The 24,513-nt window shown below is 58.9% G+C and carries 19 protein-coding genes and 2 tRNA genes; 5 read left to right on the top strand and 16 right to left on the bottom strand.

All coding sequences use genetic code 11. From position 1 onward, the window contains the following. Nucleotides 1-209: 209 nt before the first annotated feature. The 5 genes from panB to BFP89_RS02990 all read left to right on the top strand — a co-directional run bounded on the left by panB (nucleotide 210) and on the right by BFP89_RS02990 (nucleotide 7,895). Entirely contained in the window at nucleotides 210-1,010 is an 801-nt protein-coding gene (panB, locus tag BFP89_RS03010; protein ID WP_065883957.1) for a 3-methyl-2-oxobutanoate hydroxymethyltransferase, read from the top strand. Next, the gene (gene panC, locus BFP89_RS03005) at nucleotides 1,007-1,858 is read left to right on the top strand and encodes a pantoate--beta-alanine ligase (protein ID WP_065883955.1); all 852 of its coding nucleotides are present in this window, start codon (nucleotides 1,007-1,009) and stop codon (nucleotides 1,856-1,858) included. The genes panB and panC overlap by 4 nt, the downstream gene beginning before the upstream one ends. A 225-nt stretch (nucleotides 1,859-2,083) precedes the next feature. After that, nucleotides 2,084-3,748, top strand: a complete 1,665-nt coding sequence (pgi, locus tag BFP89_RS03000; RefSeq protein WP_065883953.1) for a glucose-6-phosphate isomerase — start codon at nucleotides 2,084-2,086, stop codon at nucleotides 3,746-3,748. Between the two features lie 108 nt (nucleotides 3,749-3,856). After that, nucleotides 3,857-4,873 carry a class I SAM-dependent rRNA methyltransferase gene (locus tag BFP89_RS02995; protein WP_065883951.1) on the top strand — a complete coding sequence of 339 codons (1,017 nt, stop codon included), beginning with the start codon at nucleotides 3,857-3,859 and terminating at the stop codon, nucleotides 4,871-4,873. A gap of 88 nt (nucleotides 4,874-4,961) precedes the next feature. Then, entirely contained in the window at nucleotides 4,962-7,895 is a 2,934-nt protein-coding gene (locus BFP89_RS02990; protein WP_065883949.1) for a DUF748 domain-containing protein, read from the top strand. Nucleotides 7,896-8,274: 379 nt separating this feature from the next. On the opposite strand, the gene BFP89_RS02985 is transcribed toward BFP89_RS02990, so the two are convergent. The 16 genes from BFP89_RS02985 to rlmE all read right to left on the bottom strand — a co-directional run bounded on the left by BFP89_RS02985 (nucleotide 8,275) and on the right by rlmE (nucleotide 24,488). Next, a complete protein-coding gene (locus tag BFP89_RS02985; RefSeq protein ID WP_065883947.1) occupies nucleotides 8,275-8,895 on the bottom strand; it encodes a BON domain-containing protein in 621 nt (206 codons plus the stop codon). A 296-nt stretch (nucleotides 8,896-9,191) separates the two neighbouring features. After that, nucleotides 9,192-11,297, bottom strand: a complete 2,106-nt coding sequence (pnp, locus tag BFP89_RS02980; RefSeq protein WP_049711495.1) for a polyribonucleotide nucleotidyltransferase — start codon at nucleotides 11,295-11,297, stop codon at nucleotides 9,192-9,194. Nucleotides 11,298-11,491: 194 nt separating this feature from the next. Next, the gene (gene rpsO / locus BFP89_RS02975; protein WP_003176135.1) at nucleotides 11,492-11,761 is read right to left on the bottom strand and encodes a 30S ribosomal protein S15; all 270 of its coding nucleotides are present in this window, start codon (nucleotides 11,759-11,761) and stop codon (nucleotides 11,492-11,494) included. A gap of 116 nt (nucleotides 11,762-11,877) precedes the next feature. Further along, nucleotides 11,878-12,795 (bottom strand): tRNA pseudouridine(55) synthase TruB, encoded by a 918-nt coding sequence (gene truB, locus BFP89_RS02970; RefSeq protein ID WP_003176136.1) that lies wholly within the window; start codon nucleotides 12,793-12,795, stop codon nucleotides 11,878-11,880. Nucleotides 12,796-12,798: 3 nt separating this feature from the next. Continuing rightward, nucleotides 12,799-13,194, bottom strand: coding sequence for a 30S ribosome-binding factor RbfA (gene rbfA, locus BFP89_RS02965; protein WP_065883945.1), 396 nt, complete (start codon nucleotides 13,192-13,194; stop codon nucleotides 12,799-12,801). 159 nt (nucleotides 13,195-13,353) lie between these two features. Then, nucleotides 13,354-15,867 (bottom strand): translation initiation factor IF-2, encoded by a 2,514-nt coding sequence (infB, locus tag BFP89_RS02960; protein ID WP_065883943.1) that lies wholly within the window; start codon nucleotides 15,865-15,867, stop codon nucleotides 13,354-13,356. 27 nt (nucleotides 15,868-15,894) lie between these two features. Beyond that, a complete protein-coding gene (gene nusA / locus BFP89_RS02955) occupies nucleotides 15,895-17,376 on the bottom strand; it encodes a transcription termination factor NusA (RefSeq protein ID WP_057725019.1) in 1,482 nt (493 codons plus the stop codon). Between the two features lie 47 nt (nucleotides 17,377-17,423). After that, nucleotides 17,424-17,882: a ribosome maturation factor RimP gene (rimP, locus tag BFP89_RS02950; protein ID WP_065884005.1), complete on the bottom strand. Its 459-nt coding sequence runs from the start codon at nucleotides 17,880-17,882 to the stop codon at nucleotides 17,424-17,426. Nucleotides 17,883-18,022: 140 nt separating this feature from the next. Then, nucleotides 18,023-18,099 (bottom strand) — tRNA-Met (locus tag BFP89_RS02945). A gap of 96 nt (nucleotides 18,100-18,195) precedes the next feature. Further along, a tRNA-Leu gene (locus BFP89_RS02940) sits at nucleotides 18,196-18,281 on the bottom strand. Between the two features lie 21 nt (nucleotides 18,282-18,302). After that, nucleotides 18,303-18,686: a preprotein translocase subunit SecG gene (secG, locus tag BFP89_RS26985; RefSeq protein WP_010206600.1), complete on the bottom strand. Its 384-nt coding sequence runs from the start codon at nucleotides 18,684-18,686 to the stop codon at nucleotides 18,303-18,305. Nucleotides 18,687-18,690: 4 nt separating this feature from the next. Then, nucleotides 18,691-19,446 carry a triose-phosphate isomerase gene (tpiA, locus tag BFP89_RS02935; RefSeq protein ID WP_057725018.1) on the bottom strand — a complete coding sequence of 252 codons (756 nt, stop codon included), beginning with the start codon at nucleotides 19,444-19,446 and terminating at the stop codon, nucleotides 18,691-18,693. Nucleotides 19,447-19,512: 66 nt separating this feature from the next. Beyond that, nucleotides 19,513-20,850 carry a phosphoglucosamine mutase gene (glmM, locus tag BFP89_RS02930; protein ID WP_065883941.1) on the bottom strand — a complete coding sequence of 446 codons (1,338 nt, stop codon included), beginning with the start codon at nucleotides 20,848-20,850 and terminating at the stop codon, nucleotides 19,513-19,515. 16 nt (nucleotides 20,851-20,866) lie between these two features. After that, on the bottom strand, nucleotides 20,867-21,718 hold the full coding sequence (gene folP / locus BFP89_RS02925; RefSeq protein ID WP_065883940.1) for a dihydropteroate synthase: 852 nt from the start codon (nucleotides 21,716-21,718) through the stop codon (nucleotides 20,867-20,869). An 8-nt stretch (nucleotides 21,719-21,726) separates the two neighbouring features. Further along, the gene (gene ftsH / locus BFP89_RS02920) at nucleotides 21,727-23,637 is read right to left on the bottom strand and encodes an ATP-dependent zinc metalloprotease FtsH (RefSeq protein ID WP_057725015.1); all 1,911 of its coding nucleotides are present in this window, start codon (nucleotides 23,635-23,637) and stop codon (nucleotides 21,727-21,729) included. Nucleotides 23,638-23,837: 200 nt separating this feature from the next. Further along, nucleotides 23,838-24,488, bottom strand: coding sequence for a 23S rRNA (uridine(2552)-2'-O)-methyltransferase RlmE (rlmE, locus tag BFP89_RS02915; RefSeq protein ID WP_003235041.1), 651 nt, complete (start codon nucleotides 24,486-24,488; stop codon nucleotides 23,838-23,840). Nucleotides 24,489-24,513: the final 25 nt, after the last annotated feature.

Raw genomic sequence — 24,513 nt, 5'->3', positions numbered from 1 at the left:
GTAACACAGTCATCGTAACAATGCGGTAACACATCCAATTGACTTCCCGTGCCCTCCTCACGACTATAGGCGTCCCGCTGCCGCCAGCCCGGCGCTGAAGGGCGCAATCCAGGCCTTATAAGCACTGCTCTCAAGACAGTGCGCCTGTATAAACGAAGACTCACGCGCGTTACTCGCTGTTTCCAAGCGCCTGAACGAGGACCCTTTTCATGCCAGACATTACCCTGACCACCTTGCAGAGCCTCAAGCTCAAAGGTGAAAAAATCACCATGCTGACCTGCTACGACGCTACCTTCGCCCACGCCAGCTGTCAGGCCGGGGTCGAGGTGTTGCTGGTAGGCGACTCCCTGGGCATGGTACTTCAAGGGAATGACAGCACACTCCCCGTCACCACCGACGAACTCGCGTACCACACCGCCAGCGTCAAGCGTGGCAATGACGGTGCGTTTATCATCGCCGACCTGCCGTTCATGGGGTACGCCACCCTCGAACAGACCTTCCAGAACGCCGGCAAACTGATGCAGGCGGGTGCGCACATGATCAAGGTCGAAGGCGCCGTATGGCTCGCCGAGTCGATCCGCCTGCTGGCTGAGCGCGGCGTCCCGGTATGCGCGCACATGGGCCTGACGCCGCAGTCGGTCAACCTGCTCGGCGGCTACAAGGTACAGGGCCGCAATGAAGCCCAGGCACGCCAGATGCGTGCCGATGCCATCGCCCTGGAACAAGCCGGCGCCGCGATGATTCTGCTGGAGTGCGTGCCCAGTGAACTGGCTGCCGAAATCACCCAGGCCGTCAAAGTACCGGTGATCGGCATCGGTGCCGGCGCCGCCACCGACGGCCAGGTGCTGGTGCTGCACGACATGCTCGGCTTGTCGATCAGCGGCCACGTGCCCAAGTTCGTGAAAAACTTCATGGCCGGCCAGCCCAGCATTCACGCCGCACTGAGCGCTTACGTCAGCGAAGTCAAAGCCGTGACCTTTCCCGGCACCGAACACGGATTTTCTGCATGAACACCGTTAAAACCCTACGTGAACTGCGCGCCGCCGTGACCCACGCGCGCAGTGCCGGCAAGCGCATCGGCTTCGTCCCGACCATGGGCAACCTGCACAGTGGCCACGCCACCCTGGTGAGCAAGGCCGCGCAGCAATCGGACTTCGTCGTGGCGAGCATTTTCGTCAACCCGTTGCAATTCGGCGCCGGCGAAGACCTGGACAAATACCCGCGCACCCTTGCCGCCGACCAGGAAATGCTGCTGCAAGCCGGCTGCAACCTGCTCTTCGCACCAACCGTCGATGAAATGTACCCCGGCGGCATGACCGGCCAGACCCGCGTCAGCGTCCCCCAGTTGTCCGAAGGCCTGTGCGGGGCCAGCCGCCCAGGGCATTTCGAAGGCGTCGCCACGGTGGTCAGCAAGCTGTTCAACATGGTCCAGCCGGATATGGCCGTATTTGGCCAGAAGGACTATCAGCAACTGGCGGTGATCCGCGCCATGGTGCATGACCTGAACATGCCGATCCAGATCATCGGCGAGCCGACCGTACGTGCCGCCGATGGCCTGGCGCTGTCATCGCGCAACGGTTATCTCACCCAGGAGCAACGCGCAATTGCCCCCGTGCTGTATCGCAGCCTCAGCCAGATGGCCACCGCCATCAAGAGCGGTGAGCGTGATTTCGCCACACTGCGCGCCGAGCACATCCGGCAGATCGAAGCCGCCGGCTTGCGCATGGACTACCTGGAGGTGCGTCAAGGCGTGCACTTGCGTCCGGCCACGCCCGAGGACCGGGATATCGTGATCCTGGTAGCGGCCTATCTGGGCACGACACGCCTGATCGACAACCTGCACCTGAACCTCAACTGACCCTTCTCGACACCCCGCCGATTGCCTTCATCGCTATGCCGGTATAAAAAAGTACCGGCATCAGCGCAGACAAAGCCAAGACATATCGACACGCTAGGTTTAATGTAATCGCCCTGCGCTCCTGGTTAGCGCTGTCTGGAACCCCGTCGCATGTTAAAAGACGGGATGTTCCGGGCTTTGAAGTGTCCTAAAGGCAGTCCCCGTAATAAAAGGAAACCCGCAGCGATGGCGTACTACCGCACCCCTCATGACGTTACCGCGCTGCCCGCCTGGCACGCGCTCGATCAACATCGCCAAGCCATGCAGGATTTCAGCATGCGCGAGGCCTTTAATGCCGACCCCCAGCGTTTCTCCGAATTCACCCTGAGCAGCTGCGGGCTTTTCCTCGATTACTCGAAAAACCTGATCACCCGCGAAACCCGCGACCTGCTGGTGGGCCTGGCCAACGAAGTCGGCCTTAAAGACGCGATCAACGCGCTGTATGCCGGCGAGCCGGTCAACTCCTCCGAAGGCCGTCCGGCGCTGCACACCGCCCTGCGTCGCCCGGTGGGCGACAAGTTGTCGGTCAACGGCGTGAACATCATGCCCGACGTGCACAAGGTGCTGAACCAGATCACTGACCTGGTCGGCCGTATCCACGACGGCCTGTGGCGTGGCTACACCGAGAAGCCGATCACCGACGTGGTGAACATCGGCATCGGTGGTTCGTTCCTCGGCCCGGAGCTGGTCTCCGAAGCGCTGCTGTCCTACGCCCATAAGGGCGTACGCTGCCATTACCTGGCGAACATCGACGGCAGCGAGTTCCACGAACTGACCATGAAGCTGCGCGCCGAGACCACGCTGTTTATCGTCTCGTCGAAATCCTTCAACACCCTCGAAACCCTGAAAAACGCCCAGGCCGCCCGCGCCTGGTACCTGGCCCAGGGTGGCTCGGAAGCCGAGCTGTACCGCCACTTCATCGCCGTGTCGAGCAACAACGCGGCGGCCGTCGCGTTCGGCATTCGCGAAGAAAACATCTTCCCGATGTGGGACTGGGTCGGCGGTCGTTACTCGCTGTGGTCCGCAATCGGCTTGCCGATCGCCCTGGCGATCGGCATGTCCAACTTCAAGGAGCTGCTGTCCGGTGCCTACACCATGGACCAGCATTTCCAGAACGCGCCATTCGAAGACAACATGCCGGTGCTGCTGGGCCTGCTGGGCGTGTGGTACGGCAATTTCTGGGGTTCGCAGAGCCATGCGATCCTGCCGTACGACCATTACCTGCGTAACATCACCAAGCATTTGCAGCAGCTGGACATGGAGTCCAACGGCAAGAGCGTGCGCCAGGACGGCACGCCGGTCGCCACCGATACCGGCCCGGTCATCTGGGGCGGCGTGGGTTGCAACGGCCAGCATGCTTATCACCAGTTGCTGCACCAGGGCACCCAACTGATCCCGGCCGACTTCATCGTGCCGATCGTCAGTTTCAACCCGGTTTCCGACCACCACCAGTGGCTGTATGCCAACTGCCTGTCCCAGAGCCAGGCGCTGATGCTCGGCAAGACACGCGCCGAAGCCGAAGCGGAGCTGCGCGATAAGGGCATCCCTGAGGCCGACGTGCAGAAACTGGCGCCTCACAAGGTGATCCCGGGCAACCGTCCGAGCAACACGATCGTGGTCGAACGCATCAGCCCGCGCCGCTTGGGCGCGCTGGTCGCCATGTACGAACACAAGGTGTTCGTCCAGAGCGTCATCTGGGGCATCAACGCCTTCGACCAATGGGGTGTCGAGCTGGGCAAGGAACTGGGCAAAGGCGTCTACAACCGCTTGACCGGCGCCGAAGAAACCTCGGCCGAAGATGCTTCGACTCAGGGCCTGATCAACTACTTCCGCGGTCGTCACCGCGGCTGATCAACGCCTGAACCGCTAGCCTCGAAATAACCCCCGGCCTGTTCAGGCCGGGGCTGTTAAACTGCGCGCCCCCACTGTCCTCATTCCCCCGCAAGCAAGGCGCGCTCCATGACTTCCTTGAACCAGGCGCTGCGCGCCGCCCTCGACCATCGCCAAGACCTGATCAGTGAACTGCATACCCAAGGCACCGATTGCTACCGGCTGTTCCACGGCAGCCAGGAAGGCGCCGGTGGCCTGACGATCGATCGCTACGGCCCGCAATTGCTGGTGCAAAGCTTCCACCAATCCCTGCAAAACGCCGATCTGCTGGACCTGCACCAACTGATCAATCAATACATGGGCCTGGAGCTGCTGCTGGTGTACAACGACCGCTCCCGTGGCAACTCACGGATCGACCGTGAAGACAGCGTGTACCGCGCCGAACCTGCCGCGCTGGAGGATCTGGTCGGTCACGAATGGGGCCTCAACTATCGAGTGCGTGGGCGGCATGCCGGGCAGGACCCGCTGCTGTTCCTTGACCTGCGCAACACCCGTGGCTGGGTCAAGGACCACAGCGCCGGTAAAAGCGTGCTCAACCTGTTCGCCTACACCTGCGGCGTAGGCTTGAGCGCGGCAGCCGGTGGCGCACGCGAAGTCTGCAACCTGGACTTTGCCGAGGGCAACCTCGCCGTGGGTCGCGAGAACGGTCTGCTTAACCCGCAGTTGCCGACCATGGCCTTCGTACAGTCCGATTACTTCCCGGCGATTCGCCAATTGGCCGGCCTCCCTGTCACTCAGCGTCGTGGCCAGAAACTGCCGAGCTATCCGCGCCTGGAACAGCGCCAGTATGACCTGGTCCTGCTCGATCCCCCCGCCTGGGCCAAAAGCGCCTTCGGTACCGTCGACCTGTTGCGCGACTACCAAAGCCTGCTCAAGCCCGCACTGTTGGCAACCGCCGATAATGGTGTGCTCATTTGCTGCAACAACCTGGCGAAAGTGAGCATGGACGACTGGCGCGAACAGGTGCTGCGTTGCGCGGAAAAAGCCGGTCGCCCCGTACGCGACTGGCAGATCATGGCGCCAGGCGCGGACTTTCCGTCGAAAGACCAGCAACCTCCGCTGAAGACCCTGATCCTGCAATTGTAGGAAGTTTCCCAGGCCTGGCGGTTCTTCGGAACCGAAATCACGTGCCATACTCCAAGGCACTCTCGTTCGACATAGATGGCTGTCACCCATGTCCAAAGGATTGTTCCGCGCCATAGGCGCCTTGTTGACCGCCCTTGCTGTGTATAGCGTGCTGGGCTTTCTGATTCTGCCCGGTATCGCCCTTCGTATTGCCAACCAGCAGTTGGCCCATTACGCAACGGTGCCGGCGCGTATCGAGCGTATCGAACTCAACCCGTTCAGCCTGGAGCTGACGCTATGGGGCCTGAAGATCGGTGAGCCGGGCAAGGAACAGGTGGGTTTCGAGCGCCTGTATGCCAACCTGCAGATCGACAGTCTCTGGACCCGCGCCCTGCACCTGGCCGATGTTCAACTCGAGCAGCCCAGGACCGAATTGCTCTTCGACAAGTCCGGCCAGTTGAACCTGGCGCAATTGTTCAAATTGCCGCCAAGCGAGCCAACCCCTGCCGATCCCGACGCCAAGCCTTTCCCGCTGCGCATCGACAGCATCAAGCTGGCGGGCGGCTATGTGCACTTTCGGGACCTGCGCCCCAGCGAACCCATCGAATTTCTCTACGACAAACTCGACTTCGAGCTGAAAAACCTCAGCACCTTGCCGGAAGATAACGCCGACATGACTTTGGTGGCCGCCGGCCCCCAGGGCGGGCAGATCGACTGGAAGGGCAACTTCAGCCTGGTGCCGATCACCTCCGAAGGCTCGCTGAAAGTCACCGACGGCAAAATGAAAGCCTGGTGGCCGTATGTGCGCGACGCCGTACCGCTGGTGCTTGAGGACGGAGTGCTCAATTTCAGCACCCACTATAAGTTCAGCCTGGCCAAAGAGACCGAACTGAACCTGACCAACACCACCGCCAGCATTGCGCCTTTTGCGATCAAAGCGCCGGATGGCCGGCCATTGGCACGCCTGGAGCGCCTGGACGTCAGCGAGACCACGGTGGACCTGGCCAAGCAACAGGTAGTGATCGGCAAGATCCGCAGCAACAAACTCGAAACCTGGGCCGCCCGCGAGGCTGATGGGCAACTGGACTGGCAGAAGCTGTTCGCCAGCCAACCCGGCAAAACGGCCAAGACGCCGGAACCGGCCTCCGCGCCCGCGACTGCCGACTCACCTGAAGCGCCACCGGCAGCGCCGAACAAACCCTGGCAAGTGCTGCTCAAAGATGTGCAACTGCGCAACTACCAGGTGCATCTGGCTGACCGTCAGGCCACGCCTGCGGTAGCCGTGGATCTGGGGCCGTTGAACGTCGATGTGCAGAACTTCGACAGCCTCAACCAGCGCCCTTTTACCTTGAAGGTCGACAGCGGCCTGGGCAAGCAAGGCAAGATCCAGGCAGCCGGCGAGGTCAACCTCAATCCGGTCAGCGCCAGGCTGAAAGTGAACACCCAGGACATCGACCTGCGCGTCGCTCAATCCTATATCAGCCCGTTCATCCGTCTGGAACTGCGCAGCGGCATGCTGGGCAGCAACCTGGATGTCAACCTCAAGCGTACCGAGCCGCTGACCCTGCAAGTCACCGGCCGCGCGCAAGTGGATCAGATGCACACGCTCGACACCCTCAAGTCCCGTGACTTCCTCAAATGGCAGCGCCTGGTGCTGGAAGGCGTCAATTACCAGCATGGCGACAGCCTGTCGATCGACAAGGTCAACCTGCTGCAACCCTATGCGCGCTTCATGATCAACGAGGACCGCACCACCAATATCGACGACCTGCTGATCCCGCAGCCTGCCGACAGCGGGAACAAATCGGCAGCCAAGCCGGCTGCGAGCAAAGACAAACCGTTGGGTATCCACGTCGGACAGGTCGCGATCAACGACGGCTCGGCCAATTTCGCCGACTTCAGCCTTACGCCCAACTTCGCTACCGCGATTCAACAACTCAACGGCCAGATCGGCACCATCGACAGTCGCCAGGCCAAACCGGCCAGCGTCGACATCAAGGGCAAGGTGGACCGCTATGCGCCAGTGACCATCAAGGGCAGCGTGAACCCGTTTGACCCTATGGCCGCGCTGGACATCGCGACCAGCTTCAAACGTGTCGAGTTGACCACCCTGACGCCGTACTCGGGCAAATTCGCAGGTTTTCGAATCCGCAAAGGTCGCTTGAACCTGGACTTGCACTACATGATCACCAAAGGCCAGTTGAAGGCTGAAAACAAGGTGGTGGTCGAGCAACTGCAACTGGGCGAGAAAGTCGACAGCGCCGATGCGGTGGACTTGCCGATTCGCCTGGCGGTGGCCTTGCTCAAGGACAGCGACGGCAAGATTTCCATCGAGCTGCCGGTAAGCGGTGACCTGAACAACCCGCAATTCAGTGTTATGCCGATTGTGTGGCAGACCTTGCGCAACCTCGTGGTGCGCGCCGCGACGGCGCCCTTCAAGTTCATTGGTGGGCTGGTCACCGGCGGCGGTTCGCAAGACCTGGGGAGTGTGTCGTTTGCGGCGGGCTCCAGTGACCTGGATAAAAATGCCGAGGGAGCCCTTAACACGCTGGCCAAGGCACTCAAGGAACGCCCTGCCCTGCGCCTGGAAATCGAAGGCACCGCAGCGGCCGGCAGTGACGGCCCGTTCCTGGCCGCGCAACGACTGGAGCGTGAGTACCAATACAACTACTACAAAATCCTGCAGCGTCGCGGCGATAAAGTCCCGGCCCAGGCATCGTTGCTTGTGGTGCCCGAGAAGGAAAAGGCGCCTTTGCTGGAAGGCATTTACCGCACCCGCCTGAAACAACAACCACCGGCCGAATGGAAAGGCCTGGGCGACGATGAGCGCGCGGCCAGGCTCAAGGACGGCGTGATCAAGTTCTGGAGTGGCAGTGACGTGCTGCTGCGCCAGCTCGGCCAGGACCGGGCCAGCACCATCAAGGATTACCTGGTGGACAAGGCTAAGCTGGAAGACGACCGCGTGTACTTCATCGATGCGCAGCTGGGACAGGCGGAAAAAGATGGTCGAGTGGTGACGCCGATGCATCTGGATGCCGAGTAAACCAATGTGGGAGGGGGCTTGCTCCCGATGACGGTAGGTCAGTCAGTGAGATGTTGACTGATACACCGCCATCGGGGGCAAGCCCCCTCCCACATTTTTTACTCCTCGCCCGGCAAGCTAGATGGTGTTGTGCAGGGGCAGACGGAGAAAGACGGTCGGGCAGTAATGCCAATGCGTCAGGTTACCAAGCCCCCTCCCACACTTATAGTTCCTTGCTGGCTGGCAAATTATAAGCCCAATAGAACAGGCCCCGACACAAGTGCCGGGGCCTGTAATGACCACATCCGTGTGGTCGGTCGCATGAACTCCAGAGGTGCCTCGGGTGGAAATCTAACTCACCCTAAGCCGCCGCCATTCGGTTCAGACGCAATCGGTAGTGTTACTGAGCTTTCAGGCCATCAGCCGATACAGCTTTAACGCCTTTGATTTTCTTGGCGATCGCTACAGCAGTTTCTTTCTGCGCAGCAGTCACAGCCGCTGTGGACGACAGGGACACAACACCTTTGTTGGTTTCAACTTTGATGTCGGTGCCAGGGATACCTTTCTCGGTAACCAGATCAGCTTTTACTTTAGTGGTGATCCAGGTATCGCTAGTCGCTTCGCCAGCGTCATGAGCAGCACCTTTGGTTTTGTCGATGCCGTCAGCCTTGGTAGCGCCGCCAGCCAGCAGGCCGTCAGCAGAAACTGCGGTTACACCTTTGATTTTCTTGGTGATCGCTACGGCAGTCGCTTTCTGCGAGTCCGAAACGGCTACTTTGGAGGACAGGGAAACCACACCTTTGTTGGTTTCAACCATGATGTCCGAACCTGGAATGCCTTTTTCAGTCAGCAGGTCAGCTTTGACTTTGGTGGTGATCCAAGTATCCGAAACGCTTTCCTTAGCCTGGGTGGCTTCGCCGGCCGCCAGAGTCATAGGGGCTTGGGAAGTCTGAGCAAAGGCTACGTTAGCACCCATGGCCAGAGTCAGAGCGGTAGCAGTAGCGAGAGCGAACTTCTTCATACGAGTAACTCCTGTTTTATTAAAAGACTGCAGTACATAAATCTTGGTACTGAAGCGCTAACAGGGATATTGCAGGCAGTGTGCCAAGTCGCCAGAAATATAAAAACCCTTATAAAACAATCAGTTATAAAAAACGTTAATTTCCGGAATCGTGCAACTTGCATGAAGTCCATCGTGCCTGCATGCAAGTTGCGGCTTTTGCGCAGGGCTAAACAGCTGATTCTCCTCCATTTTCTCACGCTCATAAAAAAAGGACTCCGAAGAGTCCTTTTCTACAGCGTGACGCTTGCGGCTAGTTAAACGCCCGAAGCCTTGGCTGCTGCTACGTCCTTGATGGACAGTTTGATACGGCCGCGGTTGTCCACGTCCAGTACCAGCACTTCCACTTCCTGGCCTTCTTTCAGGATGTCGGTCACTTTCTCAACGCGAGCGTCGCTCAGCATGGAGATGTGAACCAGACCATCCTTGCCCGGCAGGATGTTGACGAATGCGCCGAAGTCGACGATGCGCTCAACCTTACCGACGTAGATCTTGCCGATCTCGGCTTCAGCGGTGATACCCAGGACGCGCTGGCGTGCTGCCTCAGCCGCTTCCTTGGTTTCGCCGAAGATCTTGATCGAACCGTCGTCTTCGATATCGATCGAAGCCTTGGTTTCTTCACAGATCGCACGGATAGTCGCGCCGCCTTTACCGATGACATCACGGATTTTGTCGGTGTCGATTTTCATCGCGATCATGGTCGGAGCATTTTCCGACAGCTCGGTACGCGACTGACCAATGATCTGGTTCATCTGGCCGAGGATGTTCAGGCGCGCTTCCAGGGCTTGGCCCAGGGCGATTTCCATGATCTCTTCGGTGATGCCCTTGATCTTGATGTCCATCTGCAGCGCGGTTACGCCTTTGGCGGTACCGGCTACCTTGAAGTCCATGTCACCCAGGTGGTCTTCGTCACCCAGGATGTCGGTCAGGATGGCGAACTTCTCGCCCTCTTTAACCAGGCCCATTGCGATACCGGCAACCGGTGCCTTCATCGGTACACCGGCGTCCATCAGTGCCAGGGAAGCGCCGCAAACCGAAGCCATGGAGCTGGAACCGTTGGATTCGGTGATTTCCGACACAACACGGATGGTGTACGGGAACACGTCGGCAGCCGGCAGCATCGCGGCGATCGAACGACGGGCCAGACGGCCGTGACCGATTTCACGACGACCAGCACCGCCCATGCGACCACACTCGCCCACCGAGAACGGAGGGAAGTTGTAGTGCAGCATGAACGGGTCTTTTTTCTCGCCTTCCAGGGTGTCCAGCAGTTGCGCGTCACGGGCGGTGCCCAGGGTCGCGACCACCAGGGCCTGGGTTTCACCACGGGTGAACAGCGCCGAACCGTGAGTCTTCGGCAAAACGCCGACTTCGATGTTCAGCGGACGCACGGTACGCGTGTCGCGACCGTCGATGCGTGGCTTGCCGTTTACGATGTTTTCGCGAACGGTGCGGTATTCGATTTCACCGAAAGCCGCTTTGACTTCGCTGGAAGAAGGCTGGCCTTCTTCACCGGACAGCTTGGCGACAACCTGATCCTTCAGCTCGCCCAGGCGAGCGTAACGGTCGGCCTTGACGGTGATGGCGTAAGCCTGGGAGATCGCGTCGCCGAATTCGGCACGGATAGCGCCCAGCAGAGCAGTGGCTTCTGGTTGTGGAGCCCAGGTCCAGGTTGGCTTGGCAGCTTCGGCAGCCAGTTCCTTGACGGCGTTGATCACCACCTGGAACTCGTCGTGGGCAAACAGCACAGCGCCCAGCATCTGGTCTTCGGTCAGCTCTTTGGCTTCCGATTCAACCATCAATACGGCTTCCGAGGTACCGGCAACGACCATGTCCAGGCTCGATGCTTTTTGTTGCTCGTAAGTCGGGTTCAGCAGGTAGCCGGTGCTTTCGTGGAACGCAACACGGGCGGCGCCGATCGGGCCATCAAACGGGATACCCGAGATAGCCAGGGCAGCCGAAGTACCGATCATCGCAGCGATGTCCGGATCGGTTTTCTTGCTGGTGGAAACGACGGTGCAGACAACCTGCACTTCGTTCATGAAGCCTTCCGGGAACAGCGGACGGATCGGACGGTCGATCAGTCGGGAAGTCAGGGTTTCTTTCTCGGAAGGACGGCCTTCGCGCTTGAAGAAACCGCCAGGGATCTTACCGGCAGCGTAAGTTTTTTCCTGGTAGTGAACGGACAGAGGGAAAAAGCCTTTGCTCGGGTCAGCGGTCTTGGCGCCAACCACGGTCACCAGTACGGTAACGTCGTCGTCAACGGTAACCAGCACTGCGCCGGAGGCTTGACGGGCGATACGGCCTGTCTCGAGGGTAACGGTCGACTGACCGAACTGGAATTTTTTGATAACCGGGTTCACGGTGTCCTACCTTCTTTGTGGCTCTTGGGGAACTTGTCTTCTTGCGAAATTCTTGGGCAACGTCGGGAATCGGCCCAACCCTTGTCCAGGGTAAAACGTGTATCCAGATAAAACTTGAGGCTGGGAGCCTGCCATGGGCCAGCGGGATTCCCACTGACACACGGCAGACAACCAACCTCTAGCGCAATCGCTGATTAGCGACGCAGACCCAGGCGACCGATCAGAGCCTGATAACGACCCAGATCCTTGCCTTTCAGGTAGTCCAGCAGCTTACGGCGCTGGTTTACCATGCGGATCAGACCACGACGGGAGTGGTGATCTTTACCGTTGGCCTTGAAGTGACCTTGCAGTTTGTTGATGTTGTGGGTCAGCAGTGCAACTTGCACTTCTGGCGAACCAGTGTCACCAACAGCTTGCTGATAGTCAGCTACGATTTGTGCTTTTTCTTGAACGTCGAGAGCCATGAGGCAATCCTTTTTTTCAGGAAACCACCCAAAGGGCAGTTTCAACAGGCCAGGGACAAATCCCTGTATCTAAAAATGAGTGTTGACCATGCCTGTTAACAGCCACACTCGTTCGGTCATTCTGACCGAATCAGTCGACGCGGCGCGATGCGCCCGTCTTCGCTCACTTCACCGATACCGATAAAGCGACCGTTATGATCCTGTACTCGCACCATGCCGAATTTCGGGGCATCCGGGGCGCGTACCGGCTGGCCGTTGAGCCAGTAGAACGCGCTGTGCTCCGAAAAGTGCAGCAATGGCCAATCCAGCAAACCGCTGTCCGATGGCATCAGGAAGCGATCAACCGCCTCATTGCCGCCTTCGGCATGTACCGCTTCGAGCTCTTCCAGCGTGACCGTCTGGGCCAGGGTGAAAGGACCGGCCTGTGTACGTCGCAGTTCGGCAACGTATGCGCCACAGCCCAGCTGCTCACCAATATCTTCCACCAGGGTGCGGATATAGGTGCCTTTGCTGCAGTCCACCGCCAATCGGGCAGTGTCACCTTCACAGGCGAGCAATTCCAGCCGGGCAATAGTAACAGAACGCGGTTCGCGCTCCACCACTTCACCGGCACGCGCCAGCTTGTAAAGAGGCTGGCCATCACGCTTGAGCGCCGAGTACATCGGCGGTATCTGGCTGATTTGCCCACGGAAAGCGGGTAAGGCGGCTTCAATATCGGCACGACCAACGGTCACATCGCGAACCTGCAGGACATCACCTTCAGCATCGGCCGTGGTGGTGGTCTTGCCCAGTTGCATCAGGGTTTCATAACCCTTGTCGGAATCGAGCAGGTATTGCGAGAACTTGGTCGCCTCGCCAAAGCACAACGGCAGTACGCCGGTGGCCAGGGGATCGAGGCTGCCGGTGTGCCCGGCCTTCTCGGCATTGAGCAGCCAGCGGACCTTCTGCAACGCGGCATTGGAGGTAAAGCCAATGGGTTTGTCGAGCAGAATGATGCCACTGACGTTACGGCGGATACGTTTGACCTGAGCCACCGCTTACTCCTTGGCGTCTTCAGGTGTGGACGGATGCTGGCTGTCTTCAGCCACGGCGCGCTCGATCAATGCCGACAGGTGCGCGCCACGCACGACGCTTTCGTCGTAGTGGAAGTGCAACTGGGGAACGCTGCGCAACTTCATTTCACGGGCCAACTGCATGCGCAGGAAACCTGCGGCGGCGTTGAGCACCTTGATGCTTTGCGCGATTTCTTCGCTGTTGTCCTGGCCCATCACGGTAATGAAGATCTTGGCGTGACCCACGTCACGGCTCACTTCAACGGCGGTGATGGTGACCAGGCCAACGCGCGGGTCTTTGACTTCGCGACGGATCAGTTGAGCCAGCTCGCGCTGCATCTGATCGCCGATACGCTGGGTACGGCTGTATTCTTTTGCCATGTCTTGTTACCTGTTACTGCCACACGGTGAAACCCGTGGGGTCTGAAAGCGGCAAACGCCCGGCCTGACAAAAGCCAGACCGGGCGTTGCGTTTAGAGTCCGTACGCTACGCGGGGCATCTGCATGCCCACACGCGGCGTGGCTCCGGAAGTGCGCGAGTTAGAGGCTGCGAGCAACCTGAACCTTCTCGTAGACTTCGATCTTGTCGCCAGGCTTGACGTCGTTGTAGCTCTTGACGCCGATACCGCATTCCATGCCGGCACGTACTTCGGAAGCGTCATCCTTGAAGCGGCGCAGGGATTCCAGCTCGCCTTCGAAGATAACGATGTCTTCACGCAGTACACGGATTGGACGGTTACGGTGCACCGTACCTTCGATAACCATGCAACCGGCGATCGCGCCGAATTTCGGCGAGCGGAACACGTCACGCACCTCGGCGATACCCAGGATGTTCTCCCGGACGTCACTGCCAAGCATGCCGGTAAGGGCTTTCTTGACGTCTTCGATGATGTCGTAGATGACGTTGTAGTAACGCATGTCCAGGCCTTCCTGCTCGACGATCTTGCGAGCGCCGGCATCGGCACGCACGTTGAAGCCGAACAGTACAGCGTTGGAAGCCAGTGCCAGGTTGGCGTCGGATTCGGTGATACCACCGACACCGCCACCGACCACGCGCACTTGCACTTCGTCGTTACCCAGGCCGTTCAAGGCGCCGTTCAACGCTTCGAGGGAACCACGTACGTCAGATTTGAGGACGATGTTGAGCGTCTTCTTCTCTGCCTGGCCCATGTTCTCGAAGATGTTTTCCAGCTTGCCGGCGTGAGCACGCGCCAGTTTGACTTCGCGGAACTTGCCTTGACGGAACAGAGCCACTTCACGGGCTTTCTTCTCGTCGGCAACCACACTCATCTCGTCGCCAGCGTCCGGGGTACCGTCCAGGCCGAGGATCTCGACAGGGATGGAAGGACCGGCTTCCTTGATTGGCTTGCCGTTCTCGTCGAGCATGGCACGCACGCGGCCATAGTTCGAACCGACCAGCACCATGTCGCCCTGGCGCAGGGTACCGTCTTGAACCAGTACGGTAGCAACCGGGCCACGACCCTTGTCGAGACGCGATTCAACCACAACACCGCGGCCTGGGGCCGATGGGGTTGCTTTCAGTTCGAGTACTTCGGCTTGCAGCAGCACCGCTTCGAGCAGTTCGTCCACACCGGTACCGACTTTGGCCGAGACCGAAACGAACGGCGTATCACCGCCCCACTCTTCGGACGTCACGCCGTGAACCGACAGTTCGCTACGGATGCGATCGAGATCGGCGCCCGGCTTGTCGATCTTGTTCACTGCAACCACCAGTGGAACACCGGCGGCCTTGGCGTGCTGGACAGCTTCAATGGTCTGCGGCATTACGCCGTCGTCCGCTGCAACCACCAGGATCACGATGTCGGTCGCCTTGGCACCACGGGCACGCATTGCGGTAAACGCGGCGTGACCCGGGGTGTCGAGGAAGGTGACCATGCCGCGCTCGGTTTCAACGTGGTACGCACCGATGTGCTGGGTGATACCACCGGCTTCGCCAGCCGCTACCTTGGCACGACGGATGTAGTCGAGCAGCGACGTCTTACCATGGTCAACGTGGCCCATTACGGTCACGACCGGCGCACGGGAGAACGTCTCACCTTCAAACTTCAGGGACTCGGCCAGGGAGTCTTCCAGGGCGGTGTCACTGACCAGGGTCACTTTGTGGCCCAGTTCTTCGGCTACCAGTTGAGCAGTTTCCTGATCAAGCACCTGGTTGATGGTCGCTGGGGTACCCAGTTTGAACATGAACTTGATGATTTCAGCCGCCTTGACCGACATCTGATTGGCAAGATCGCCAACAGTGATGGTCTCGCCGATCTGCACATCACGCACGACAGGGCCGGTTGGGCTCTGGAAACCGTGGGCGTTGCGCTTTTTCAGCTTGGCCTTGCCGCGACCACCACGACGGAAGCTGTCGCTTTCTTCGTCGGTGGTACGTGGGGCAACGCGTGGCGCAGGCGCTTTCTCTTTGACCGAGGCGCGATGCGGAGCGTTTTTACGCTCGCCATCACCGCCACCACCGCGACGATTGTTATCGTCGGCACGTGGTTTGTCCGGACGACGAGGTTCGTCGCGCTTGCGATCTGCTGCAGGAGCAGGTGCGGCAGCCACCGGGGCAGCCTCACGCACCGCTTCAACAGGAGCGGCGACCGCTTCAGTGCTGGCAGGTTGCGCAGCAGCAGGCTGGCGACGCGCTTCTTCTTCGGCGCGACGCTTGGCTTCTTCTTCAGCCTTCTGACGAGCAGCATTTTCTACTGCGCGACGTTCATCCAGCTCGCGTTTGCGCTCGGCTTCGATTTCTTCCGGGCTGCGCTGTACGAAGACTTTCTTCTTGCGTACTTCAACGCTGATGCTCTTGCTACCTGCAACACGCAGGGTGCTGGTAGTTTTGCGCTGCAATGTAATCTTGCGCGGTTCTTCCACTTTCGCCTTGTGGCTGCTTTTCAAGTGAGTCAGCAAAGACTGCTTCTCACTGTCGCTCACATGTTCCTCGGCGGCGGTGTGCGGCAGACCTGCCTCACGCATCTGCTGCAACAGGCGCTCTACCGGTGTTTTGACCTCATCGGCCAGTTGTTTCACCGTGACTTGCGTCATGCACTTCTCTCCTCAGGCCGCGCCTAATTACTCGAACCAATGGGCTCGGGCGGCCATGATCAACTTGCCGGCACGATCTTCGTCAATGCCGTCGATGTCGAGCAGATCGTCAATAGACTGCTCGGCCAGGTCTTCGCGGGTAATTACGCCGCGCACCGCCAGTTCCATCGCCAAATCCTTGTCCATACCCTCAAGCGAGAGCAGGTCTTCGGCCGGATGGGCGTCTGCCAGCTTTTCCTCAGTAGCGATGGCTTTAGTCAACAAACGATCCTTGGCCCGAGCGCGAAGCTCGTTGACGGTGTCTTCGTCAAAGCCGTCGATGTTGAGCATTTCTTCCAACGGTACGTAGGCAATCTCTTCCAGGCTGGTGAAGCCTTCATCTACCAGCACCTGCGCCAGATCTTCATCGACTTCCAGCTCTTCGATAAAGTTGCGCAGGATGTCACCGGTTTCAGCTTGCTGCTTAGCCTGGATGTCCGATTCGGTCATCACGTTCAGGGTCCAACCGGTCAGTTGGCTGGCCAGACGCACGTTCTGACCACCACGACCAATGGCCTGAGCCAGATTGTCTGCGCCAACGGCGATGTCCATTGCATGGGCATCTTCGTCAACGATAATTGCCGCCACTTCAGCCGGCGACATGGCGTTGATCACGAACTGCGCCGGGTTATCGTCCCACAGCACGATGTCCACACGCTCACCGCCCAATTCGCCCGACACTGCCTGGACGCGCGAACCGCGCATACCAATGCAAGCGCCCTGCGGGTCGATGCGTTTGTCCTTGGAACGGACCGCGATCTTGGCGCGCGAACCCGGGTCGCGGGACGCCGCCATGACTTCGATCAGGCCTTCGGCGATTTCCGGCACTTCGATACGGAACAGCTCGATCAGCATCTCCGGCGCGGTACGCGACAGGATCAACTGAGGGCCGCGGTTCTCGGTGCGGATTTCCTTGAGCAGCGCACGCAAGCGCACGCCGACACGGAAGGTTTCGCGAGAGATGATGTCTTCACGGGCCAGCAACGCTTCGGCGTTGTTGCCCAGGTCGACGATCACGTTGTCGCGGGTCACTTTTTTCACGGTACCGGAGATGATTTCACCCAGGCGTTCGCGATAGGCGTCAACGACTTGAGCACGCTCGGCTTCGCGAACCTTCTGCACGATGACCTGCTTGGCGGTCTGTGCAGCGATACGGCCGAACTCGATCGATTCGATCTTTTCTTCGACGACATCACCGACGTTGGCGCCAGGGTGCGTTTGCGCAACCTTGCTCGGCCAGGTTTCAATCGCCGGATCATCAAGATCGGCTTCTTCGACGACCGTCCAGCGACGGAAAGTCTCATAGGCACCGGTGTGGCGGTTGATTTCCACACGCAGATCAACTTCATCTTCAAAACGCTTTTTGGTAGCAGTGGCCAGGGCCAGCTCCAACGCTTCAAAAATCACGTTTGCCGGTACGCCCTTTTCATTGGATACCGACTCAACAACCAGCAGTACTTCTTTGCTCATCGTACGCCTCGCCTTTCGCAAGCCATTGGATCCGCGGGATCCGCGTCTCAGTCAAAACTGGGAATAATGTTGGCCTTGTCGATCATATCGATCGGCAACAGGAACTCGTGGTCTTCTACCTGCACCACGACATCCTGCTCTTCTACACCGCGCAGAAGGCCCTGAAAGTTGCGTCGCCCTTCGAACGGGGAGCGCAGCTTGATCTTCACTTGTTCACCGGCAAATTTTGCAAACTGATCAATAGTGAACAGTGGGCGTTCCATGCCTGGCGAGGAAACTTCAAGGGTGTATTCAACGGAAATCGGATCTTCAACATCCAGGACACTGCTGATCTGACGGCTGACAATTGCACAATCGTCCACCAGCACGCCGCCCTCTTTATCGATATAAACGCGCAACATTGAGTGGCGACCTTGAGCCGAAAACTCAATACCCCAGCATTCATAGCCTAGGGCCACGACCACCGGGGCCAGCAAGGCCTGCAACTCTTCTAGCTTGCTCGACACCTGAACCCCCTCGTGCATGTATGTGCATGCTGTGCAAAATAAAAAAATGGGCGAAACGCCCATCCTTGAAACGCCGTCGAACAGCGGCGTTGAAAGTGTCCAGCTAACAAAAAGCCCCTTAAAAGGGGCTCCGCTAAAACTGGTTGCGGGGGCCGGATTTGAACCGACGACCTTCGGGTTATGAGCCCGACGAGCTACCAGACTGCTCCACCCCGCGACAAAGCTGGGGCGGAAGTATACGACCGATCCCTTACAGGGTCAATGTAACCTTCCACCTACAAGAAAGCCCGCAACAGCGGGCTCTCCTGATAATTGGTACCGAGAAGGGGACTCGAACCCCTACACCCTATGGGCACAACCACCTCAAGGTTGCGTGTCTACCAATTCCACCACCTCGGCAATACAGCGTTTACAACCTTCTTACTTCTGCTCTTGAGCTGGAGGCACGTCAGTCGCTGGAGTAGCCGACTTTTGCTCTTGAAGCACCGGGACATCATCAGAAGCCGGTTTTGCTTTTGGTACTTCCAACACTGCTGGATTTGGCAAACCTACTTGAGTCAGCACATGAGCCTTCTCTTTAGCAAAGTAACCTAACCCCAAGCTGGTTATGAAGAAACCGGCGGCAAGTATAGCAGTAAACTTACTAAGAAAGGTAGAGGAACCTTGGCTTCCGAATACAGTATTTGAAGCACCTGCACCGAAAGACGCACCAGCATCCGCACCTTTACCCTGTTGCAACAAAACCAGGGCAACTACGCCCAGGGCAGCCAACAGATGAAAAACGACTACGACTGTTTCCAGCATTTTTTCAGTTTCCCGCGGCGCGACAGATCGCACCGAACTCATCTGCATTCAGGGAAGCTCCACCAATGAGCCCCCCATCGATATCCGGCATGCCGAACAGTTCGACCGCATTGGCCGCCTTCACGCTGCCGCCGTATAGAAGCCGCACACCTTGTGCGACTTCAGAATTTTCTGCCGCCAACTGCGCGCGGATGGCGGCGTGCACATCCTGCGCCTGTTGCGGTGTAGCAGTCAGCCCGGTACCAATGGCCCAGACCGGCTCGTAAGCGATTACTGCCTTTGCAAACGCACCAACACCCAGTTCCTCGATGATGCTGCCCAGCTGACGCGAGACAACTTCAAGCGTCTTGCCCGATTCGCGCTGCTCAAGGGTTTCCCCTATGCACAACACCGGGATCAAGCCACAAGCCTGTGCCGCTGCGAACTTGCGGTTGAGCATCTGATCGCTTTCACCCATCAACTGGCGGCGCTCGGAGTGCCCAACAAGCACATAGGCACAACCCGCATCAACCAACTGACTCGGCGCAATCTCACCGGTCAACGCACCTTGGGCGGGTTCCACCGCGCAATTCTGCGCACCGACCTGAATCGACTGACCTTTCAAGCCATCAACCACTTGGCCGACATGCAGGAAAGGCGGGAAAACCGCAACATCCACATCGCCAGGCAAGGCCAGGTGACGAAGGCCATTGATCAGCTCAGCGACACTGGCGCGGGTACCGTGCATCTTCCAGTTACCAGCTACCATCGTGCGACGCATGCTGTACCCCGTCGGTCAAAGTGGGCGCAGATGTTACCCAACCACACCATCACTGGCAAGCCGAATTCAGGCGCAAACTTCAGTTACCAGTTTTGCCAGGTCTTCGGCATGGCCGCGAACCTGTGTTTCGTCCTCGCCTTCGACCATGACACGCACCAGAGGCTCTGTGCCGGACTTGCGCAACAACACCCGCCCACGCCCAGCCATTGCCTGGGTAACACGCTCGCACGCTTCCTTGACAGAGGGGTGCTCGATTGGATTTTCGCCACCGCCGAAACGCACATTGAGCAGCACCTGCGGGCACTTGCGCAGCGCCTGTCGCGCCTGCGCCAGGCTCTCTTCGCGACGACGCAAGGCCAGCAACACCTGCAGCGCGGCGATGATTGCGTCGCCCGTGGTGGTGTGCTGGAAGCAAACGACATGCCCCGAGTTTTCACCACCAATCAGCCAATTGCGTTCCAGCAACTCGGCGATCACGTAACGGTCACCGACATTGGCACGAATGAAGGGAATCCCCAGTTCCGCCAACGCCAATTCAAGCCCCAGGTTACTCATCAGCGTACCGACGACACCCCCTTGCAGCTTGTTACGCTCATGCAAGTCGCGGGCAATGATGAACAGCAGATCATCACCATCCACGACCATGCCGGTGTGATCCACCATCAACACGCGGTCGCCATCGCCGTCAAAGGCGATGCCCAGGTCCGCATGCTCGGCCAGTACCGCCGCCTGCAACTGCTCCATGTGCGTGGAACCGCAGTTGTCGTTGATGTTCAACCCGTTGGGCTGAGCCGACAGCACAGTGACTTGCGCACCCAGCTCCTTGAAGACACTCGGCGCCACCTTGTACGTCGCACCGTGGGCACAATCGACGACGATCTTCAGCCCGGCGAAATTGGTGCTGCTCGGCACGCTGCTTTTACAGAATTCGATGTAGCGACCGGAGGCATCGTTGATACGCGACACCTTGCCCAGCTTGCTGGACTCGACCACCGTCATCGGCGCGTCCAGCAGCTCTTCGATCATCAGCTCGATCTCGTCCGGCAACTTGGTGCCCTGCCCCGAGAAAAACTTGATGCCATTGTCATCGTGCGGATTGTGCGAGGCACTGATCACGATACCGGCTTGAGCATGAAAGGTACGCGTCAGGTAGGCGATCGCCGGTGTAGGCATGGGGCCCAGCAGCATCACGTCGGCACCCGCGGCGGACAACCCCGCCTCCAGCGCGGATTCAAACATGTAGCCGGAAATACGCGTGTCCTTGCCCACCAGGATGCGGCACGCGCCCATGCTGCGGAACGCCATGCCTGCCGCCCAACCCAGCTTGAGCATGAAATCTGGGGTAATCGGGTATTCACCGACCCGACCACGGATACCGTCGGTGCCAAAATATTTCTTAGTCATGAGTGCTCCATCATTCTTATTCGGCTGATTCTACAGCGGCAATCATGCGCACCACGTCCACCGTCTCGGCGACATCATGCACACGCAAAATACGAGCGCCCTTGGTCATGGCAAGCGCAGCCAGCGCGAGGCCGCCATACAGCCGCTCACCCACCGGGCGATTCAGGGCCTGCCCTATCATGCTCTTGCGCGAAACACCGACCAGAAGAGGCCGACCAAGGGCGTGCAGGGCTTGCATATGCTTGAACAGGCTTAAATTATGCTGCAGGGTCTTGGCGAAGCCAAACCCAGGATCGAGAATGATCTTTTCAGCGCCAATGCCCACTGACGCGCACTGGGCGACTCTGTCAGCGAGGAAGCGACTGACCTCGCCAACCAGGTCGTTGTAGTGCGGATTATCCTGCATATTGCCGGGCTCTCCCAGCATATGCATCAGACACACGGGCAGGCCGGTCGCCGCAGCGGCGTCGAGGGCACCGTCGCGCTGCAACGAACGCACATCATTAATCAGGCCCGCTCCCAGGCGTGCAGTTTCCCGCATCACCGCCGGCGTTGACGTGTCCACCGAGATGATCACATCCAGCTCGCGCGCAATGCGCTCGACAATCGGCGCCACCCGCTCCAGTTCCTCCACAGGAGAAACAACGCGGGCACCCGGCCGAGTCGACTCGCCGCCGACATCAATCAACGTCGCGCCGGCTGCCACCATCGCCTCGGCATGACGCAACGCGGCATCCTGCTGACTGAAGCGGCCGCCATCGGAGAACGAGTCGGGAGTTACATTAAGAATGCCCATGACGTGCGTATGGGCCAAATCAAGAACCCGGTTGCCGCAAGGCAACCGGGTGGAGGACGACGCAGAAATCATTTCAAACCTTAATGGTCAGCCGCCGGGCCGCCGATCGGAGCTTCAGGACGTTCATTCTGCACCACTGGCGGAGTGCCCGAGGTACCTGAACCACCTTCCCAATCGCGAGGCTCACGAGGCGTACGCCCCGCCATGATGTCGTCGATCTGATCGGCATCAATAGTCTCGTATTTCATCAGCGCATCAGCCATCGCGTCCAGCTTGTCGCGATTGTCGGTGAGGATCTGCTTGGCCGTGCCGTAGCACTGGTCAATGATGCTGCGCACCTCGGAGTCGATCAGCTTGGCTGTCTCGCCCGAAAAACTGGCACTTTGACCGCCACCGCCACGCCCCAGGAATACTTCGCCTTCTTCCTCGGCATACATCAACGGACCGAGTTTCTCCGACAGGCCCCACTTGGTCACCATGTTCCGGGCGATCTGGCTGGCGCGCATGATGTCGTTGGAAGCGCCGGTAGTGACACCGTCGAAGCCCAACGTCATTTCTTCCGCGATCCGACCGCCGTACAGCGAACAGATCTGGCTGATCAGCGCGCGCTTGGAGAGGCTGTAACGATCCTCTTCCGGCAGGAACATCGTCACGCCCAAGGCACGACCACGTGGAATGATCGACACCTTGTAGACCGGGTCATGCTCAGGCACAACTCGACCCACGATGGCGTGACCCGCTTCGTGATACGCAGTGTTCTGCTTTTCCTTCTCGGACATGACCATGGATTTGCGCTCTGCGCCCATCATGATCTTGTCCTTGGCCAACTCGAACTCTTTCATTTCAACGATGCGCTTGCCGGTACGGGCTGCGAACAACGAAGCCTCGTTGACCAGGTTGGCCAAATCAGCACCGGAGAAGCCTGGCGTACCACGGGCAATCACGGCCGGGGCCACGTCGTCGCCCATTGGCACTTTACGCATGTGGACCTTGAGGATCTGTTCGCGACCGCGGATGTCCGGCAAGCCTACCACCACCTGGCGGTCGAAACGGCCAGGACGCAGCAGCGCAGGGTCCAGTACGTCCGGACGGTTGGTTGCGGCGATGACGATGATGCCGTCATTCATCTCGAAACCGTCCATCTCCACCAGCAACTGGTTGAGGGTCTGCTCACGCTCGTCATGACCCCCACCCATGCCGGCGCCACGATGGCGACCCACGGCATCGATTTCGTCGATGAAGATGATGCATGGCGCGTGTTTCTTGGCCTGTTCGAACATATCGCGAACACGGCTGGCACCGACACCGACGAACATCTCGACAAAGTCAGAACCGGAAATGGTGAAGAACGGCACCTTGGCTTCGCCGGCAATCGCCTTGGCCAGCAAGGTTTTACCGGTACCCGGAGGGCCGACCATCAGTACGCCACGAGGAATGCGTCCGCCCAGGCGCTGGAACTTGCCCGGATCACGCAGGAACTCGACCAGCTCACCGACTTCTTCCTTGGCTTCGTCGCAACCGGCGACATCCGCCAGGGTGGTTTTCACTTGGTCCTCGGAGAGCAGGCGTGCCTTGCTCTTACCGAAGCTCATCGGCCCGCCCTTGCCTCCCGCACCCCCTTGCATCTGGCGCATGAAGAACATGAACACGGCGATAATCACCAGGATCGGGAAGCTGGCTACCAGGAGCTGGGTCCAGATGCTCTGCTGCTCAGGCTGCTTGCCTTCCACAACGACCTTGTTGTCCACCAAGTCGCCGATCAGACCGTTGTCCTGAATGGCCGGACGAATGGTCTTGAAGCTGTCGCCATCAATACGCTTGCCGGTAATCACGTAGCCATCAACCGCCACGCGCTCGACCTTGCCATCCTTAACTTGCTGGATGAAGTCGGAATAGTTGAGGGTCTGCGGCTCGTTAGGGCTGGAGAAGTTGTTCATCACCGTCACCAGGACAGCCGCGATGATCAACCACAGGATCAGATTCTTTGCCATATCGTTCAATTAACTACCCTCTGAAGCAAGCTCCGCTACTGGCGCGCGCTTCGCATGATATTCACCGGCCTAACTTACTACATTACCTACACCACTGGCAGGCGCCGTCTGTAACCCTTTGTGAAACTTTGACTACACAATAATCGTAAAGCTTCATGACGAAAGCGATATAAAAAAACCTATCGCCCTCCTCGAATCTCTCAAAAACGCTCTTCGCTCGCCGCGCCTTCAACGCCGCGAAAGCCGCGACAGAGCAGGTATTGCTCCCGGGACCTGTCCCGGGAAGAGTCAGGCTTGCGTGTCTGCACCTTGTCGAACAGCTTGCGGATGTTCTTGTGGTACTCGTCAAACCCTTCGCCCTGGAAGACTTTCACCAGGAAATCACCACCAGGACGCAGCACCCGACCCGCCAGGTCCAGCGCCAGTTCACACAGGAACATGGCACGCGGCATATCGACGGCCGGTAATCCACTCATATTGGGGGCCATGTCGGAAATCACAAGGTCTACCTGCGAATTTCCCACCGCCTCAAGAATCTCTGCGAGCACGCTGTCCTGGGTGAAATCACCATGAACAAAGGTCACATCCGGGATGCTGTCCATCTCCAGGATGTCTGAAGCGATCAAGCGGCCCTGCCCACCAATCAGACGACTGGTCACCTGGGACCAGCCACCCGGGGCCGCGCCCAGGTCAATGACGCTCATGCCGGGACGGATCAATTTGTCCTTGTCCTGGATCTCCAGCAATTTGTAACTGGCCCGGGAACGGTAGCCGTCCTTCTGCGCCTTTTTGACGTAAGGATCGTTGAAATGCTCTTGTAGCCACTTAAGGCTGGTTTTGGAACGGGCCACGGGCCACCTCGAAAATAAAACGGGT

The organism is Pseudomonas sp. 31 R 17 (genome assembly GCF_900004915.1).
Taxonomy (GTDB): Bacteria; Pseudomonadota; Gammaproteobacteria; order Pseudomonadales; family Pseudomonadaceae; genus Aquipseudomonas; species Aquipseudomonas orientalis_A.
Note: the sequence above shows the minus strand (reverse complement) of the source record. Positions and strands in the feature narration are given on the sequence as shown.